Annotated in this window: 14 protein-coding genes; 5 read left to right on the top strand and 9 right to left on the bottom strand. The window is 60.2% G+C overall.

The window, feature by feature from the left end:
• Positions 1-108: 108 nt before the first annotated feature.
• A complete protein-coding gene (locus C2L65_RS16745; protein ID WP_042304290.1) occupies positions 109-1,146 on the top strand; it encodes a GlxA family transcriptional regulator in 1,038 nt (345 codons plus the stop codon).
• Positions 1,147-1,438: 292 nt separating this feature from the next.
• Here C2L65_RS16745 and C2L65_RS16740 read toward each other — a convergent pair whose 3' ends face one another.
• Complete coding sequence (locus C2L65_RS16740; RefSeq protein ID WP_052426762.1) at positions 1,439-3,448, bottom strand: CaiB/BaiF CoA-transferase family protein; 2,010 nt, start codon at positions 3,446-3,448, stop codon at positions 1,439-1,441.
• Positions 3,449-3,633: 185 nt separating this feature from the next.
• Here C2L65_RS16740 and C2L65_RS16735 point away from each other — a divergent pair, with 185 nt between their 5' ends.
• On the top strand, positions 3,634-4,536 hold the full coding sequence (locus C2L65_RS16735; protein WP_042304313.1) for a LysR substrate-binding domain-containing protein: 903 nt from the start codon (positions 3,634-3,636) through the stop codon (positions 4,534-4,536).
• Positions 4,537-4,550: 14 nt separating this feature from the next.
• Here the strand turns inward: C2L65_RS16735 and C2L65_RS16730 are convergent, their stop codons facing one another.
• Entirely contained in the window at positions 4,551-5,354 is an 804-nt protein-coding gene (locus C2L65_RS16730; protein WP_042304291.1) for an enoyl-CoA hydratase/isomerase family protein, read from the bottom strand.
• Between the two features lie 10 nt (positions 5,355-5,364).
• Positions 5,365-6,132: an SDR family oxidoreductase gene (locus C2L65_RS16725; RefSeq protein WP_042304292.1), complete on the bottom strand. Its 768-nt coding sequence runs from the start codon at positions 6,130-6,132 to the stop codon at positions 5,365-5,367.
• 305 nt (positions 6,133-6,437) lie between these two features.
• On the opposite strand from C2L65_RS16725, the gene C2L65_RS16720 reads away from it, so the two are divergent.
• Complete coding sequence (locus tag C2L65_RS16720; RefSeq protein WP_042304293.1) at positions 6,438-7,745, top strand: MFS transporter; 1,308 nt, start codon at positions 6,438-6,440, stop codon at positions 7,743-7,745.
• 68 nt (positions 7,746-7,813) lie between these two features.
• Entirely contained in the window at positions 7,814-8,986 is a 1,173-nt protein-coding gene (locus C2L65_RS16715; RefSeq protein ID WP_042304294.1) for a thiolase family protein, read from the top strand.
• 833 nt (positions 8,987-9,819) lie between these two features.
• On the opposite strand, the gene C2L65_RS16710 is transcribed toward C2L65_RS16715, so the two are convergent.
• From C2L65_RS16710 to C2L65_RS16690, 5 genes are all read right to left on the bottom strand, one after another.
• Positions 9,820-10,716 (bottom strand): aspartyl/asparaginyl beta-hydroxylase domain-containing protein, encoded by an 897-nt coding sequence (locus tag C2L65_RS16710; protein WP_081920710.1) that lies wholly within the window; start codon positions 10,714-10,716, stop codon positions 9,820-9,822.
• A gap of 246 nt (positions 10,717-10,962) precedes the next feature.
• A complete protein-coding gene (gene proB / locus C2L65_RS16705; protein WP_052426763.1) occupies positions 10,963-11,826 on the bottom strand; it encodes a glutamate 5-kinase in 864 nt (287 codons plus the stop codon).
• Positions 11,827-11,857: 31 nt separating this feature from the next.
• Entirely contained in the window at positions 11,858-13,102 is a 1,245-nt protein-coding gene (locus tag C2L65_RS16700) for a benzoate/H(+) symporter BenE family transporter (protein WP_042304296.1), read from the bottom strand.
• Positions 13,103-13,507: 405 nt separating this feature from the next.
• Positions 13,508-14,509, bottom strand: a complete 1,002-nt coding sequence (locus tag C2L65_RS16695; RefSeq protein ID WP_042304297.1) for a fatty acid desaturase — start codon at positions 14,507-14,509, stop codon at positions 13,508-13,510.
• 18 nt (positions 14,510-14,527) lie between these two features.
• Positions 14,528-15,583 (bottom strand): sugar ABC transporter substrate-binding protein, encoded by a 1,056-nt coding sequence (locus C2L65_RS16690; protein ID WP_042304298.1) that lies wholly within the window; start codon positions 15,581-15,583, stop codon positions 14,528-14,530.
• A 194-nt stretch (positions 15,584-15,777) separates the two neighbouring features.
• Here C2L65_RS16690 and C2L65_RS16685 point away from each other — a divergent pair, with 194 nt between their 5' ends.
• Complete coding sequence (locus tag C2L65_RS16685) at positions 15,778-16,809, top strand: LacI family DNA-binding transcriptional regulator (RefSeq protein ID WP_042304299.1); 1,032 nt, start codon at positions 15,778-15,780, stop codon at positions 16,807-16,809.
• A 15-nt stretch (positions 16,810-16,824) separates the two neighbouring features.
• On the opposite strand, the gene C2L65_RS16680 is transcribed toward C2L65_RS16685, so the two are convergent.
• A complete protein-coding gene (locus C2L65_RS16680) occupies positions 16,825-17,715 on the bottom strand; it encodes a LysR family transcriptional regulator (RefSeq protein ID WP_042304300.1) in 891 nt (296 codons plus the stop codon).
• Between the last annotated feature and the right edge of the window lie 43 nt (positions 17,716-17,758).

Genomic DNA, 17,758 nt, shown 5'->3' with positions numbered 1-17,758 from the left:
GCATAAACGCGATCCTTACACTTAAATTACATCTACGACGCCGTCACGATACGGCGTACGCACGCTTCCGACTAAAGCGTTATCGGCCACGAATGGGACGAATCGGCCATGAAAGAGAAGACCCGCACCTCCGTGCGCGTCGCCATCCTGGCGATGCCCGAAACCTCGGCTTCCGTGGTGTACGGGATGTACGACATGTTCATGTCGGCGGGAAGGGACTGGGGCCTGATCGTCGAAGGTGCGCCCGGCGTTGCGCCGTTCGCGCCACAGGTCGTGTCGCGGCACGGCGCTTCGCTGGTCGCCGCGAACCATGTGCGCATCACGCCCGACGCGACGCTCGATGCCTGCGCGCACGCCGACGTCGTTTGCGTGCCCGAGCTGATGGTGGCGCCGGGCGAAGCGCTCGAAGGACGCTTCGTGGAAGAGATCGATAGCCTGCGACGCTGCTACGCCGACGGCAAGATTCTCGCGACGGCCTGCTCCGGCGCGATCCTGCTCGCCGAAGCCGGGCTGCTCGACGGTCACGAAGCGACCACGCACTGGGCCTTTTGCGACCTGATGACGCGCCGCTACCCGGCCGTCAAGGTGCGCAGGCATCGGGCGCTCGTCGCGTCGGGCGACGGCCAACGCCTCATCATGGCGGGCGGCGGGACCTCATGGCTGGACCTCGCGCTGTACCTGATCGCACGGCTCGCGGGCGTGGAAATCGCGATGCAGACGGCGCGCATCAACCTCGTCGTCTGGAACGATGTGGGCCAGCAGCCGTTCGCGCGGCTTGCGCGCACGCGGCAGGTCGAGGACGCCGTGATCGCGCGCTGCCAGGCGTGGATCGCCGGGCATTACGCCGAGGCGTCCCCCGTCGCGGCGATGGTGCAGCTGAGCGGCCTGCCCGAGCGCTCGTTCAAGCGGCGCTTCCAGCAGGCGACGGGCATGTCGCCGCTGGTCTACGTACACACGCTGCGGCTCGAAGAGGCCAAGCAGATGCTCGAATCCAACCAGCAGCCAATCGAAGCGATCGCCAATGAAGTCGGTTACGAAGATGCGAGCTTCTTCAACCGGCTGTTCCGCCGCAGTGTGTGCCTGACACCTGCACAATACCGGCGGAAGTTCGGTGCGATGCGTCTCGCGCTCGATGGCGGCGGGTGAGGAGTTGACGATGTATCCGCCGCCCTGGATGACCGCGCGCAGGGTGAAACGCGATACGTGCTTCCCAGATCCGCAGGACCACGGACGCATTGAGCGTCGCCTCGAACCGGGCCCAACTACACCGAGCCATCGCCCGAAACGTCCAGGCGTCAACCTGTTGCACAGCAGATTGAGCACAACAAAGCCGGCCGCCATTGTCGGCGCAAAGTGGCGCGTTCACCCGACAGACCAAGCAGTCGATTTTGGATCATCCGTAACGGGGGACGACGTACACCGACGCTTTAGCAAGCGTTCAACCCGCCTCGACCATTCCCCATCTCAACGGCGACCCTCGCGAAGTCTCTTCGGCATATCGCGCGGGCGCGCCCGGCACTGCGCGAACGCGTGCAGGCGTGCGCGACAAGCGGTACGGCACCTTCAGAATCGGCCAGAACGCGCCACTCGCATCGCGCGCGACGCTCAGCACATCGGCGAGAAAATCGCCGTCTTCGATCAGTTCATCGACGCGCGCCACAGGCACCGCACTGACGCCCGCATTCATAAGCGCTGCAACAGCCGACGCACGTGACAGCGAGCCGCATCGTTCGCGCCTGGCGCTTGCCGCGAGCGCAGCCACATCGAAACGCTCATCGCTTTCGAGCCACACATGACCGTCAATACATGCGACCGCGATTCCCTCCCGTTCTGGATTGCCCGACGCGAACAGCGCGCACCACGCAGCCACGTCCTGCATCGATATTTCGACGAAGGTCCCTGCCCGGCGTGCAGGGTCGGCGAGCAGCGCAAGGATTGCCAGCAGCGCCGCCTGCCCGCCCAGAATGTCCGCGCCCGACGCGCCGAGCTTCACCGGCTGCCCGTTGCTGCGCGTCAGGTCCATGAGTCCGCCCATCGCCTGGATGACCGTGTCGAACGCGGGTCGCGCCGGGTAGGCAGACGCGATGCCGAAGCCCGAGATCGAGCAATAGATCAGGCGCGGGTTGATCTCGCCGAGCGCCTCGCGCCCGAAGCCGAGCTTTGCGAGCGCACCCGGCCGCAGGTTTTCGACGAGCACATCGGCATCGGCGAGCAGCGTGCGCAGATGGGCGCGGTCGGCCTGCTGCTTCAGATCGAGCGCCAAGGTCTGCTTGTCTGTGTTGTTGAGCGCGAAGAAGTAGCTCGTGCCCGCCTGCCCCGGCGTCCACGCGCGCGCGACCTCGCCATCCGGCGGCTCGATCTTTACGACCTCCGCGCCGAGCGCCGCGAGATGCTTGCCGACCAGCGGCGCCGTCGTGTACTGGCCAATCTCGACGACCTTGATGCCTGCGAGCGGCCCGGCCTCTTGCGTTCGCGCAGCGATTTCGACGCCTGCTCGCGGCTTAAAGGATGCGTCGTCTGTCAGACGCGCCATGCTGAAAATCGACATCTGCCGATACGTCTCGCCATCGATGCCGCACGCGTCGATCTGCGCCGCCGCATCCGCGTGCCGCATGCGAAAGTTCGGCTCGCTGGACAGCCCCGCGACGGACACGATCGGCCCGGCCGCCACGCCGATCTGTTCGCACAGATGCGAGCATGCCTCCGTGGTCAGCGTGGACGTCCACGTTTCGATCAGCGCATCGAGTTCATCGACGTTCGACACGCGCGCTCGCAACGTGTCGAAGCGCGAGTCGTCGAGTTGCGGCACGTGAGCCACGCTCTTGATCTTGCGCCACTGTTCTTCTGTGCTGGTGCAAATCAGTATCCAGCCGTCGAGCGTCCGATACGCATTCCAAGGCGCGCAAGCAGGATGACGATTGCCGACGCGGCCAACCGCCCGTTGCGCAAACGCGGCGGGCAGAAACGTCGTGAGCGCGCTCGCCGCGCAGCCGAACAAGGTCACGTCGATAGTCTGCGCGATGCCGTGCAAACGCTTCACGCGGACGGCCGCCGCAATCGACGCGCACGCATACAGCGCCGCCGATATCTCCGTGAACGGCACGCCGATGCGCACCGGCTCGCCCTGCGCAAAACCCGTCGTGTCCATCAGGCCGCTGATCGCCTGGATCTGCGCATCGGAGGCACGCATGCCCGCGCGCGCGCCTTGCGGTCCCGTCGCGGTGATATCGCAAACGATATGCTTGCCCGCCGCCTTCAACTCCGCGATCGTGCTTCGTTCGCTCGCCGCGCTCACATCCGATGAAACGACGATCACGTCATACGCGAAGCCACCCGCTGGCTGCGCCTGCGCAAACGTGACTTGCGCGCCGGCGCGTTCGAGCAGCGTTGCGCCGAGCCTCACTGCCTGGCGCGAGCCCCAGGCCAGAATTCGCACACCGTCCAGCATGGCTGTCTCCTTCAGTCTCACAGATTGCCTTTGAATCAACGATACGGCGCGCAACAGGCACGCTCAAACGACATTTGCTGCGCACTCGATTGAGTTTTGCTGACGCGAGCGCAACGGACATGCAAACGCGCTTCTACGTAGCAATCCCCGCATGCGGCGTGCAAAGCGCGTGCTACCATTTTTCGATGCGAACCCTTCCGTCACTCAACGCGCTGCGCGCCTTCGAGGTCTGCGGCCGCCTGCTGAGCGTGCAGCTCGCCGCGAACGAGCTCAACGTCACGCCCGCTGCCGTCAGCCGGCAGATCAAGCTGCTCGAAGACCAGCTCGGCGTGCTGCTGTTCGAGCGCGGTCATCGCGCGATCGCACTGACGCCGATGGGAGAGCGCTATCTCGCCGACATCGTTCGCGGCTTCGAAACGCTGCGCACCGCAACGATCAATCTCACGGAAGCGCGCCGCCGCCGCACGCTGAAGATTCGCGGCTACACGACGTTCTCGATGAACTGGCTGCTGCCTCGTCTGTCGACGTTTCATCGCGAGCACCCCGATATCGAAGTCAGTCTCACCACCTCGTTGCAACCCGTCGACTTCAACACCGAAGACGTCGACGCGGCGATCCGCCTCTCGCATGCGCCATCGTCGGATCTCGGTTTCGACCGGCTCGTGCCGAACGAACTGGTGCCCGTGTGCAGCCCCGAGTTCCTGCGCGCGCATCCCGATCTCACCGATGCGACGCCCGAAGCACTGCGCAACGTGCCGCTGCTGCATTCGCTGGCGCGCCGCGAAGACTGGGCCAAATGGCTCGACGCGGCGGGCGTGCGCGGCGTCAATCCGTTGAGCGGCCTCAGCTACGAAAGCTCGATCCTCGCGTACTTCGCGGCGACGCAAGGCGTGGGCGTCGCGATGGCGCAGCGCGTGCTCGTCGCCGATCAGTTGCGCGACGGCACGCTCGTGATGCCCTTTTCGTTCGTGCTCGATCAGGGCGCGTTCACGTACTACCTGATCTATCCGCGCGAGCATCTTTCGAATGCCGAGTTCGCCGAGTTCCGCAACTGGCTTCTCTCGATTGGCGAAGCGCCCGCAGCCTAACGCGTCTGACGCGTCTAGCGGCCCTTGAACTGCGGCTTGCGTTTTTCGGCGAACGCCTTGCGCCCTTCCACGCGGTCTTCCGAATCGCGCATCGCGCCCCACGCCAGCTCGGTAAATTCGAGCGCCTGCGCCAGCGGCACGTTGCTGCTCGTTTCGGCGACCTTCTTGATCATCTGCACGGCAAGCGGACCATTCGACGCGATCGTGCGCGCGAGTTCGAGCGCCTTGTCCATCAGCGCTTCGGGCGCGACGACATCGGATATCAGGCCGATCCGCTCCGCGTACGCCGCGTCAATCTTGCAGCCCGTCAGCAGCATCTTCATCGCGATCGCCGAAGGCACAGCCTTTTGCAATGCCTGAATGCCGCACACAGCGGGAATGCTCGCGACGACGGCTTCCGGCAAGCCGAACACCGCATCCGTCGAGGCGATCCGCAAGTCGCATTGCAACGCGAGTTCGAGTCCACCGCCGAGGCAATAGCCGTTGATCGCGCCGATAACCGGCTTGAAAAGGCGCAGCGAACTGAGATCCATCAGGCGCACATAGATGCCTTCAGCAGCAGCGCGGTCGATAGAACGCACGAACGACGAACTGAAGCTCGTCGAAGGCGGCAGCGTATTTTTCAGGTCCGCGCCGACGCAGAACGATTTGCGCCCCGCGCCGGTGAGCACGATCACGCGCACGTCATCGTCGTCGCGCGCTTCGGCGAGCGCGGCGCGCAAGTCTTTGAGGCTATCGAGGTCGAGCGCGTTGAGCGCTTCGGGACGGTCCAGGCTCACCGTCGCCACATGATCCGATACGCTGTAGTGAATCGTCATGACGTGCTCCTCAAACGCTCGGTGACGACAGCGAACGGCCGCCGCATACATAGAGCGTCTGCCCCGTGACGTACGACGCTTCGCGTTGCGCGAAGAACAAGACAGCCTGCGCGATATCGTCGGGCGTGCCGATGCGCTGCACGGGCACCGACTTCTTCAGCCGCTCCTGAAGGTCCGCATCGAAGGCCTGAAACAGCGGCGTATCGACGATGCCGGGCGCAATCGCGTTGACGGTGATGCCGGCGCTCGCCCATTCGAGCGCGAGACTGCGCGTGAGGCTCACCACGCCGCCCTTCGCGGCCGAATAGTTCGACTGTCCGACGCCACCCAGCCAAGCGCGCGACGAGATGTTCACGATGCGCCCATGGCGCGCAGCGCTCATGTGCGCGAGCACGGCGCGGCAACACAGAAACTGCGACTTCAGGTTCACGCCTATCACAGCGTCCCAGTCGTCGTCGCTCATCTTCGTGATGCGTTTGTCGCGAACGATGCCCGCGTTGTTCACCAGCACGTCGATCTGGCCAAAGCGTTCGACGACAGCTTCGACGGCCTCGTTGACGGATGCGCTATTCGTCACATCGACGGGCAGCGCGATCACGTCGGCGCCCGCCGCGGCCAGCGTGCTGGCGGCGTGATCGAGGGCCGCGCGGTCGAGATCAAACAGCGCGATGCGCCTGCCGTTGCGAGCCAGCGCAGCCGCGATGCCAAAGCCAATACCTTTCGCGCCGCCCGTGACGATGGCAACCTCGGCGGACGGGTTGTGAGGTGATGCGTTCATGACGTGTCTCCATGGAATGAAAAGCCTGTGCATCCCATGCTAGGGCGCGCCACACCCCACGTTCAAACGACTTTTTTCGCGGCTTCGATTGACTTTCGCTCAATCGAAGCCGCTCGTGCCCGCGCGTCGGCCGTCTGCCGCCTGGCTGCAAAAAATATCAATCGAAAGCGCAGAAAAAGTCGTTTGCGTGGCGCATCTGGCGAAACCTAGGATGCGTCCATGTGCCGGATCAAGCGTTACGTCCAGCACTTTTCACCTGCGTTGCGCAACCAGCGCGCGCTCACCACAAGAGACACGGAGACAGCATGGACACCATCCTTCCGGGCGTTGCGCACGAAGAAGCCGCTACGCCGCTCACGCGAGCGCAGAAAAAAGCCATCGTGGCGGCGACGCTCGGCACGGTCGTCGAATTCACCGACTGGATCATTTACGCGACCTTCGCCGCACTGTTTTCACGGCACTTCTTTCCCGCGAACAACGACCGCGTGTCGCTGCTCTCCGCGTTTGCCGTGTTCGCAGTCGGCTTCGTGATGCGGCCTATCGGTGGCGCGCTGCTCGGCGCGTATGCCGACCGGCACGGCCGCAAGAACGGTCTCGCGCTGTCGGTTGCGTTGATGGCGGGCAGCTCGCTCGTGATCGCCGTGTGTCCCGGCTATGAATCGATCGGCATCGCGGCGCCGCTGATACTCGTGCTCGCGCGGCTGATTCAGGGCTTTGCGGCGGGCGGCGAGTTCGGCTCGGCGTCGACGTTCCTGATCGAATCGTCTGCGCCTTCGCGGCGCGGCTTCGCGGGATCGTGGCAGCACTTCGCGGTCAACGCGGGCGTGCTGGTGGCGGCGTTGATCGGCGCGATCCTCACGTCGATGATCGATCAAGCGGGCATGGCGAAGTGGGGCTGGCGCGTTGCCTTCACGATTGCCGGCCTGCTCGGCTTCGTCGCGCTGTGGGTCCGGCTAGCCGTCGCCGAAACCGATGCGTTCAAGAAGAGTGCCGCGACGCATCAACGCACGCGTCATCCGTTTCTCGAGATCGTTCGCGAGCATCCTCGCGCGGCGCTGCGCGTGATCGGCATCGCGATGGCGGGCAATCTGTGCATCTATCTGTGGCTCGTGCTGTTTCCGACGCTCGCTCATCTGCGCACGGGTTTGCCGCTGCACGACGCGTTCAACGCGAGCGTGATCTCGATCGTCGTCTCGCTGATTGCGATTCCGTTTATCGGCAAGTTGTCGGACCGGGTTGGCCGCAAGCCCGTGCTGCTCGTTTTCGCAGGCGGCTCGGCGCTGTTCGCATGGCCCGCGCTGCACTTCCTCAGCAACGACTTCTGGAGCGCCACCGCAATCGTCACGATCGGCATGCTGCTCTCGTCGGGCTTCGCGGCAACCTGCGCGACGGTGATGGCCGAGCAGTTCCCGGCGCGAGTGCGTGCGACGGGTGTCGCGCTGCCCTATGCGGTATCGGCGGCGCTGTTCGGCGGGACGCTGCCGTACATCGTCACTGCCATGTCGAGTTCCGGTCTGGCGCAATACCTGTGGGTCTATGTCGCGACCGTGTGCGCCGTGGGCTTCGTGGTCTATGCGCGGATGCCGGAGACGCGCGGGAAGGTTCTCGATTGAGCGCGACTGAAGGTTAAGCAGACTCGCTCGTCGTCGCAGGTTCTGAAGTACTTTTATTGGAGGCAGCAATGCGCAAGGTTGTAATTGGCGGCGTCGGCATGACGTCCTTTGGCAAGTTCCTGGAGCGGAATCTGAAGTCGCTCGCTGAAGAATCGGTTTCGCTCGCCTTGAAGGATGCGCGCGTCGGCGTCAACGATGTTGATCGTGTGTTCTTCGGCAATGCGGCGGCAGGCGTCGTCACGGGTCAAGAAATGATTCGTGCGCAGTCGTCGCTGCGTAATACAGGGCTCGACGGCAAGCCGATGTTCAACATTGAGAATGCGTGCGCGTCGGGCAGCTCGGCGTTGAATCTCGCATGGCTTTCCGTCGCGTCGGGACAGTCGGAAACGGCGCTCGTGGTCGGTGTCGAAAAGCTCTCGCACGAAGACAAGGCAGTCTCGTTCGGAGCGTTCGCAAAAGCCGTCGATCTCGAAGAGCCGCTGCCCGAAGGCGTGACGACGGGAACGGGCTCGCTCTTCATGGATCTCTATGCGGCGAAGGCTCGCAAATGGATGGAGAAGACGGGCGCGGAGGCGAGCGATTTCGCGCGCGTCGTCGTGAAGAGCCGGCGCGCCGGGTCCCTGAATCCGCATGCGCAGTTCCGCAACGAAACCAGCGTCGAAGAAGTGCTCGCCAGCCGGATGGTCAGCGATCCGTTGACGCTCTTCATGTGCTCGTCGATCGGCGACGGCGGCGCGGCTGTGTTCATCTGCTCGGAACAATTCGCGGCGAAGCGCGACATTCGCCCGGTGTACATACGCGCGAGTTCGATCGTGTCGGCGAAAGCGGATGGATCGGGCGAGCTGGTCGCGGTGCGCGCGGCGAACGCGGCGTATGAACAGGCGGGCATTGGTCCGTCGGATGTGCATGTCGTCGAATTGCACGACGCGTCCGCGCCTGCGGAACTCATTCACTACGAGAACCTCGGTCTGTGCGCGCCCGGCGATGCGCCGAAGCTGATTCGTTCTGGCGATACGGATATCGGCGGGCGGGTGTCCGTGAATCCGAGCGGCGGCTTGTTGTCGCGCGGTCATCCTGTCGGCGCGACAGGTGTCGCGCAGATCGTCGAGCTGACGCAGCAATTGCGCGGCACGGCGGGCGCGCGACAACGGCCTGGGGCGAAGGTGGCGCTGGCCGAGAATAATGGCGGGCAACTGGCGGGGGATTCGGCGGTTGCGCTGGTGACTATTCTGTCGATGTGAGCCGTTGAACAGATTGGCATCGCAAGAATCACGGTGAAACTTGCGTCGGCGCAGGTTTGATGAAAGATTGTCAAACCTGTGCCGACAGGCGCTGCGTATTGAAGCTAGCCTCCGTAAGACACTAAACGGAGTTGATCCCATAGAGGTGATCGCTGAACGCTGAGCAGCCAGTCTAGTGCAGCGTGGCCGCGCTCCGTTAGAGTCGTACTCGCACAAGCTCCGTTGATGCACAAACTACATTTCATACAGTCGTACGTTGGGTGAGGGCCGTACGCGATAAATTCCCTGTGCATGAACTCAGCAACGATTGCCGGTTCAAGATGCGGTTCCTGCTGGCGAGACTTGACTCGTCGCAGCCCCTCGAGAATATCAGCATTTGTGAGGACCTTGGGCTTCGGCTCATTCATTGCGATAAGCCGTAAGCTGCTCGCTGCTTTTCTCGGGCAGAGTACTTTGTATCGACTTTTCCACGCTTCTCTTTTCTCCCCCCACCACGACGAAAACCGTTAAGACAGCAAGTGCGCTGTCTTAACGATGTCATGGCCAGCATGCCGCTCAACCAGTTTGAATGGCGGCAAAGACCTTGAACGACAAACGGCTCCAGCGACGCCAGAAAGCTCAGTAGCGGTACGAGACTGCAAAGACGCCACTATCGAACTCCGAAAGGAACTAGATACAAACCGCCGTGTAGGTATCGTACGTATGAAAACTGCATGGTTTGTGCCGCATGCCGGAAACGCGGTCGACGATGCGAAACATCCTCAGAACGCAGTCAAGTGCTCCGACCGCTCGTCGGCAAAGCATGAAAGCGCGTTGGCAGCATGCGTCGGTGATTAGAAAAGCCCTCTGCGTAGAGGGAAACGTTCATTCATCGTGCGCGACCCAATGTAGAACCTGCGCATATTCTCGCAATGTTCGACCAGATCTTGTCGTTTCGTCAGCCTAGCGACAGCAGACAAATTCTTGTATATGTCACTTACAGGTGATTCAAAGCGCAACTGAATTTGTGATAACTTCACCAGAATCTGCTCAGCGTCGTCCTTTTCCTTGAAACGCGTCGCTAGAAGTTCCAGATAGTCATGCAGGTCATCAGACTGGAGCTGTGTGCGCGACACTAACGCAGGTTCGACAGTCTCATCGTGAATTGAAGCATCCCTGAAGATCATCGAGTAGTGTGGGTTCCGCACATCCGCATACCGAAAATCGATGCTACGTATCCGGCGATTATCAGAGGTAAGATTAATCGCAGAATGTGGAACTGTTGATTCGAGTATCCAGATATCCCCTTTCCGCATTCGAAAAACTCCGAATTTTTCTTCAGAGTGATATGAGTCGATGCACGTCTCGAGGGGGATCAAAATACGAACATACTGATCTTTGTCCTGCGACAACTCAAGGAAATCAGTATGTGGAATGACAAGTCCGTCGACAAGGTTGCGCACACGTGCCATTCGCATATGTTCCGTATCGAAGTATCTTTCGATGATGCCGCTGAGGTATGGCATCGCCGCCGCTACCTGTGTACGAATCGCTGGATGGTCAAAATCGGAAAACAAAGTATCGCTCCATTCTCCTGTTCTGTTATAGAGCGAGTGATTAATCCATGTTCCCGAGCCAAATTCATCGTATTGTTCTTTTATAGCAGGCAATCCCGATAAGACATCAAGGTCGCTCTTGAGCAGATCGTTATCATATTGGATACGTCCTACCAGACGTGTTGTAGTCGTCATGCCTCGTTTTTCCCTACGGTTAAGATTGCAAAAAAACTTCTTAGATCATCCTTCCGTTTTTATGCAACTCTCCAAGCAAGCGCTTTCCTCACTCAACGCTCAAAGGCGGAATTTCTTATTCTCTCTAGAGTTCAATTCAACTACTCGCCCTTCTCCGAATTAGTCGCTCTCGGTTTGTACACGTCTCGCGGGTCATCCGGCTCAATTGCTGTATGTATGAAGATGGTCCCGCGTGACGGCACTACATCAATGCATCGGACTCTCGCATATCAAAGTGGATTTGGACTCAACGATCCACCGTTCAACATCTTGGTCGACTTTAGGGCGGGGGCGTAGTTCTGTACCGACAGCCAAGCCAGAGCGAATTTTCTCGAGCACGCCGTTAATATGTCCCGAAGCAATTGTGGTAGTGCCGCCTGAAAGCGCGAACATCCGCGCCGATTTAATTTTGCTTAACATCCCGCCTTTGCCACTTTTTCCCGCGCCGCCTGCGACATCCAGAAGGCTGTCGTCGTCGGCAGACGCCAGGCTGATTAGTGCCGCGCGCGAGTCAACCCGTGGATCGCTGACAAACAGTCCCGGCTGGTCCGTTAGAATCACGAGGCGATCAGCGCCAACCATGTTGCCTATGAGTGCCGCCAGCATGTCGTTGTTACCGAAGCAGATTTCCTCAGTGCTCACCGTATCGTTTTCGTTTATTACAGGAATAGCCCGCATTTTCACGAGCTTGTTAAGCGTAGCCTGCGTGTTGAGGTAACGCTGACGAGTCGCGAAATCTTCACGCGTAAGCAACACTTGAGCTGCACATATGCCGCTGCGACGGAAGCTCGCTTCATATGCCTCCATTAACCCCATCTGGCCGACCGCAGCGGCCGCCTGCAATGTAGGAATATCATGCGGTCTTGTGGACCATCCGAGTCGGCTCATACCCTCGGCGACTGCACCGGACGAAACAACAATTATCTCCATATCAAGGCGATGCAGACTCGCCATCTCGTTAGCCCAGCAAGCTAGCACCTTGTAATCGAGCCCCTTGCCACCATCGGTGACTAGTGAGCTATCAATTTTTATCACCCATCTTTTCTCAGCCTGCTTTTCTATTGATGCCATTGCTTCCAATTTAATTGATTGTGCTGGAAATTCAGGTTTTCTCTGGACCCATCGTGATAGAGGTCGGTGCCGAGATGCCAGCTTTATTTGACTCATCTACCTCGATGCCGGCCTTTTTCTTCGACAGGGCGAGCGAGAACAGAATGCCTACAACCAGCCCCCACAATGCCGATCCCAGTCCAAAGAAGGACATGCCGGAGACAGTCGCCACGAACGTAACGACCGAAGATTCCCGATGTGCTTCATTTGCAAGCGCCGTCCCGAGACTGGACACAAAAGTTCCGAGTAGTGCCAGACCCGCAAGGGTGACTGTCAGACCAGTCGGCAAACGAGCAAACAGAGCGACAATGGATGCGCCAAATGTGCCAATGCCGAGATATCCGATGCCGCAGACAACGCCGGAAATATATCGACGATGCGGATCTACATGGCACTCTCGGCTAGCGCACATAGCGCCGACGATCGCTGCTGGGTTGATGCCAGAGTTTCCGAATAGTGCAAGCGGGATAGACATTAGTCCACTCGTACCTACGACGGAGCGCGGTGAAATGGCGTACCCCGCGCTTCGGAGAATGTGAATGGCAGTAGCGAGTTGAGTTAAAGCGAGCAGAAGCAAAGGAAGCCCCAAACCGATCAACGACTCGGCAGAAAAACCAGGGAGCGTGAGTTCGGGCTTTACCACACTCAAATCGAATTCCTGCGCGCTGAACCTCACCTCGGGCAGCGCAGCAACAACTCCCATCAGCAATGCGAGAGCGACGGCATAGCGCGGAATAATACGTCGACAAACCACATAAACAGCCACAACAGGTAAGACGACCATTGGCGCCAGTTCGATCGAACGGAATATGCCAGCACAGAACTCGAAGAGCACGCCGGCAATCATTGCGGAGAGCAGATGTGCCGGCAAATGCTTTATCAACCGACCGAATAGACCAGATAGACCGAGAACAGCGACTATCAGTGATACAGCCAGATAGCAACCAATCACTTCCTTGAACTGATAATGCGCAAGACCCGATATCAAAAGCGCCACACCGGGCGTCGACCAGGCACCTATCACAGGCATCCTATAGCGCAAGCTGAGCCACAAACCAAGCACGCCAGCGCCAACTGAAACAGCCCAGATCCATGTGGATAGCAGGCTGTGAGAAAGATGCCCAGCCTGTGCTGCCTGCACGACAATCAATACGGGACCGCTGTACGTTGCGACCAGCGCGATGAGTCCGGCTAGAGCAGCGGATATGGAAAAATCAGCGCGTAGTCTGAAGAACATCGTATAGGTTTCCGAAGTAGATTAATCGAATTCGATATGGCGTCGCAACAATGACTCACATACAGGCATGCGAATTTTTTACTATTAGAATTCTTAAGTTTTTCGAGATACACCTATCAATCTGATAGGTGTTAAAGAGATATCGATTTGATATACGCGTAGCGACGCGATGCCGCACGGCATGAAACTGACACGTTCACGTAGTTGATCTGACGTGTGATCGCAGGCGCGTCTTCAGAAAGGGCGTGCAAGCGTTGTTTTTGAAGGGGCACGAGACGACTCTTCACGCCTCTCCTTGCACAATCCATGACATCGACAGACAACTCGAGCTCGCCGGCACCTGCTGTTCTCGCCGCGGGTTAGCGTGAAGCTAATCGAGCAATCCGGTGAGCATCCGCCCGCCTCTCACGCCACCGCACTACCCTGCTTGCCAACCGGCAACTCGCGCACGACGACATACTCGGGATCACGCCGCTGCCTCGCAAATATCACCAGAATTTCGCGCCACGCAGACCACAATCCCGCATACGGTTGCGGCATTTGCCCAGCAACCGCCTCGTGAAATTTCGGCAGTGCATGAAACGGCACACTCGGGAACATGTGATGTTCGATGTGGTAATTCATGTTCCAGTACAGCAAGCGCACAACAGGGTTCAGCTTCACGGTACGGCTCGACACGCGATGATCGAGCACGTTCTCCTTCAGGCCAGTATGCTGGGTCAACGCGCACAGCTCATGCAACCAGGTTCCATAAGCACGCGCCAGGAACAGAAACACGATGGGCAACCAGCTATGCGCAAGCACGGCCCAAACGAACACTGCGACATAGCACGTAAGCAGCACGCGCGAGTTGTCGCACATCTTCTTGTACTCCGCCTCGGGCACGACCTCTTTCGCGCCCTTCGTGATAATGCCGAAGCTGTGCAGAAAGATCGCGCTGAGAAACTGCACACCATGCGATACGCGGACGAAATCCGTCATCAGCTTCACATAGCTATGTGGGCGATGCTTGAACGCCAGTTCAGGATCTTTGTAAGGCGCAGCCGTCAGATGCGTGTACGTGTGATGCTTTGCATGAAGCCAGCGGCTGTACACCTGCTCGCGCCACGACATGAAGCAGATCGCCCAGTAGACCGCCTCGTTCAGCCAGCGCGTCTTGAACACCGTGCCGTGCCCCAGTTCGTGCGCGGCGGCCTCGCTGAACGCAAACACCGTTCCGTACAAAAGAAACGCGGGAATCACCCACGCCGTGCCGAGCGACGCCCATGCGAGCGCGCCTGTCGCAACAACGAGCGCGAAAAATCTGCCCGCCTGCGCGAGTCCGCGCGCATCTGAACGCGTGGAAAAATCCTTGAGCATCTTGCGATCAATGTCGACCCGGTGCCACGCGTGCATATCGATGTTCATTGCGTTTTCCTCAAGCGATTAGCGATATGAGCCTGCGTACTTCTGCACGGGCGCAAGGTTGTCCTTCGTGACGAAGCTCGGGCCGGAACTCACCGTCGATCCCGTATACACCGGCTTCAGGTCGTATTTGGCGAGGCGCGCCGCGACTTTTTTGTCCTCTCTCAATGCCGCGACGATCCGCGCGGAGTCGTTCGTCTTGTCGCGAATCGCAATCGCCATTGCCGCGACGGACAAATAGCCTTGCAGATACGGCTGCTGATCGATGGCGAATGCGATCTGCCCTGCCTGAATCGCCTTCAGGATGTCGGGAGAAAGATCGAACGTGGCAACGTAAATCTTTCCGCTCATGCCCGCGTCTTTCACGCCGCGCAACACGCCCGTCGCCTGATCGGGACCAAGCGCGAGAATCGCCTGGGTCGTCGGGTGCGATCTCAGGTAGGCGGCGACCTTGCTTTCGATCACTGTCGGATCTTCGCCGCTATCCATCGTCGCCTTCTTGTAGTCGACGCCGAGCGCATCGGCGAAACCCTTGCAGCGGTCCCACAGCGCCTGAATGTCCGCGCCGTGGTTCACGCACAGAAACTCATGGATGCCCGCCGCTTTCGCGCGCTCGCCCGCCGCCTTGCCGGCATCGTATTCGGGCTGCCCGATGTGCATCAGTGCGCCGAGCTTCATGCCCGATTCGGGCCCGCCGTTGATGGTGACAAGCGGGATGTGCTTCGCCTTCACGCCTGTCAGTCCCTTCTGGATCATGTCGAAGTTCGGCACCGTCGTGATCACGCCCGAGTAGTTGCGCGCCGCCGCCTGTTCGAGAATACGGACCATGTCACCCGTATCGCCCGAAGGCGGATTGCGGTAATCGACGGGCACGTTGAAATCTTCACTCGCGTCGCGCATGCCGTTCTTGACGGTGTTCCACCAGACATTCGAATCCGAGCCATGACTGACCATCACGAAGCGCTCGTCCGCGGCGGCGCTGTTCGCGGCGAAGCCGGTGACGAGCGTCAGCGCTGCGAGCGCAGCGGCGATTCTTTTGACCGCGCGTTGGGTTGGGCGAAATGCGGGCTTGTCCATGATGGTTGTCTCCTGACATGGGATTGGCATGGCGGAATGCGCGTCTGCGTGTATGCGCGGCGCTGGGCCGCCGGTCTTTATCGCCGGGGCTTTATCGCTAACGCCCGGTCGCTTCCGGTGGTTAGAATCTAGTTGATCGAATCTCCGCTCTCAAACGGTTTGTTGAGGATATTTCCTCAAACTGGAGGGGCCGCATGAACGTCAGACGCAAGCCGACCATGGAAGATGTCGCGAAGGCTTCGGGTGTCAGCTATTCGACTGTCGAACGCGTGCTGAACGGGCGTGGCGGCGTGGCGCGCGAGAAGGAATCGCGCGTGCTCGAATGGGCGCGCAAGCTCAAGATGGATCGCGCGCTCGACGAAGTGTCGGTACGCTGGCTGCGCATCGCGATCCTCACGCAACAGCCTTCGTCGCCGTACTACGTTGCGCTACGGCAGGGGTTCGAGCTCGCGCAGAAGTCGTTCGAAACGCATCGCGTGGTGTGTCATCTGACGTTTTTCGACGACCTCGAACCGAAGTCGCTGGCGGCCGTCATCAATCGCGCATCGCAGAAGGCGGACGCGATGATCGTCGTCGCGTATGAGCACAGCGTCGTCGTCGATGCGATCTCGCGCGTCGCGCGCAAGATTCCTGTCGTGACACTTGCGAGCGATCTGCCGGACACGGGGCGGCTCGCGTATGTGGGCATCGACAACCGCTGCGCGGGGCGAACCGCGGGCGAATTGATGGGCCGCTTTATCGGGCGCGACGGCGGACAGGTCATCGTGATTGCGGGCTTGCGCACGTATCTCGGCCACGAAGAACGCGAGGCCGCGTTCCGCTCGGTCATGCGCCGCAAGTTTCCTGCGTGCGACGTGGTGGCGACCGTCGAAAGCCGTGAAGACGAAAAATCAACCGAGCGTCTGACGCGCGATGCCTTCAAAAAGTACCCGGATTTGCGGGGCATCTACAACCTGTCGGTTGGCGATGAGGGCATTGCGCGCGCGCTCAAGGCGCTCAAGCGCGAGCATTCGACGGTACTGATCGGCCACGAGCTGACGGAGATCAGCCGAGCGTTGCTGATAGAAGGCGTGATGGACGCCGTGCTCGATCAGAGTCCTTTTGTCGAAGCAGTGCGCGCTGTTGAAGCGATACTGGGTCACTACAACCGGGGCACGCCTTCTGGGCTTCCTTTGCAAACGCCGATGTCGATCTACCTGCAGGAAAATCTGCCGCCTGCATCGTGATTGAGAAAGCGTGTTTCAACGATCGTCTGTTGCGGGCTTCTTGCGCGCCTGCGCTTCGATCAACTGCAGCAACACCTTCACAGGCTCGCTCAAATGCTGCGGCGCGCGATTCACGAGGCCGACGTCGCGATGAAACGTGTGATGCTCGAGATCGACGGCGCGCACCTTCGCGGGCCAGCGCCGATACGTCGCCGTTTGCGGCACGAGCGCCACGCCGACGCCGTTTTCCACCAGCCTGACGATGGCTTCCAGTTCGTCCAGCTCGCACACTTCTCGCACGGTGAAGTGCATGCGGCGCAGGAATCGATCTACTTGTCGCCCGCCGAACGACGCGCGGTCGTAGCGAATGAACGGCTGATTCGCCAGCAGTTCCGCCCAATCCTTGCCCTTCACGCCACGCGGCACGATCAGCCTGAACGGTTCTTGCACGAGCGTCGTCCAGCGCAGATCGCTTTGGAACGAAAACGGCGGACGAATGATGGCGGCGATATCGATCTCGCCGGCGTCGACGAGATTCACGAGTTCCATCGACACACCGGGAATCACACGCGTCGTGCATCCCGGACATTGCGCATGAAACCGCGCCAATGCATCGGGCAGCAGCGAGCGCTGCACCGACGCAATCGCACCGACCGTCACGCGCACGGTGGCCGCCGGGCCAGCCGCCGTCGAACTGAGGTTGTTGTAGAGCCGGACAACTTCCTGCGCCTGCACGAGTATCTGCTGACCACTCGCGTTCAAACGCGCCGTTCGCCCTTCGCGGTCGAACAGTGCAACGCCCATTTCCGCTTCGAGCCGTTGCATCTGCGCGCTGACGGCAGCCTGTGTCAGACCGATCCGCTTGCCGGCAGCGGCGAACGTACCCTCCTGGGCAACGGCAATCAGCGTTTTCAGTTCACGGATCATTGATAAATTTCGTTTGTGTTTGACGAAATTATATATTGATTCT

The sequence above is a fragment of the Paraburkholderia terrae genome (genome assembly GCF_002902925.1).
Lineage (GTDB): Bacteria > Pseudomonadota > Gammaproteobacteria > Burkholderiales > Burkholderiaceae > Paraburkholderia > Paraburkholderia terrae.
The sequence above is the reverse complement of the archived record's forward strand: the minus strand, read 5'-3'. Positions and strand labels throughout refer to the sequence as shown.

Bases quoted from the DNA above. Each gene is read 5' to 3' on its own strand.
- C2L65_RS16695 (WP_042304297.1), bottom strand. From the start codon at position 14,509: ATGAACATCGATATGCACGCGTGGCACCGGGTCGACATTGATCGCAAG.
- C2L65_RS16720 (WP_042304293.1), top strand. From the start codon at position 6,438: ATGGACACCATCCTTCCGGGCGTTGCGCACGAAGAAGCCGCTACGCCG.
- C2L65_RS16685 (WP_042304299.1), top strand. From the start codon at position 15,778: ATGAACGTCAGACGCAAGCCGACCATGGAAGATGTCGCGAAGGCTTCG.
- C2L65_RS16690 (WP_042304298.1), bottom strand. From the start codon at position 15,583: ATGGACAAGCCCGCATTTCGCCCAACCCAACGCGCGGTCAAAAGAATC.
- C2L65_RS16710 (WP_081920710.1), bottom strand. From the start codon at position 10,716: ATGACGACTACAACACGTCTGGTAGGACGTATCCAATATGATAACGAT.
- C2L65_RS16725 (WP_042304292.1), bottom strand. From the start codon at position 6,132: ATGAACGCATCACCTCACAACCCGTCCGCCGAGGTTGCCATCGTCACG.
- proB (WP_052426763.1), bottom strand. From the start codon at position 11,826: ATGGCATCAATAGAAAAGCAGGCTGAGAAAAGATGGGTGATAAAAATT.
- C2L65_RS16740 (WP_052426762.1), bottom strand. From the start codon at position 3,448: ATGCTGGACGGTGTGCGAATTCTGGCCTGGGGCTCGCGCCAGGCAGTG.
- C2L65_RS16715 (WP_042304294.1), top strand. From the start codon at position 7,814: ATGCGCAAGGTTGTAATTGGCGGCGTCGGCATGACGTCCTTTGGCAAG.
- C2L65_RS16730 (WP_042304291.1), bottom strand. From the start codon at position 5,354: ATGACGATTCACTACAGCGTATCGGATCATGTGGCGACGGTGAGCCTG.
- C2L65_RS16700 (WP_042304296.1), bottom strand. From the start codon at position 13,102: ATGTTCTTCAGACTACGCGCTGATTTTTCCATATCCGCTGCTCTAGCC.
- C2L65_RS16745 (WP_042304290.1), top strand. From the start codon at position 109: ATGAAAGAGAAGACCCGCACCTCCGTGCGCGTCGCCATCCTGGCGATG.
- C2L65_RS16735 (WP_042304313.1), top strand. From the start codon at position 3,634: ATGCGAACCCTTCCGTCACTCAACGCGCTGCGCGCCTTCGAGGTCTGC.
- C2L65_RS16680 (WP_042304300.1), bottom strand. From the start codon at position 17,715: ATGATCCGTGAACTGAAAACGCTGATTGCCGTTGCCCAGGAGGGTACG.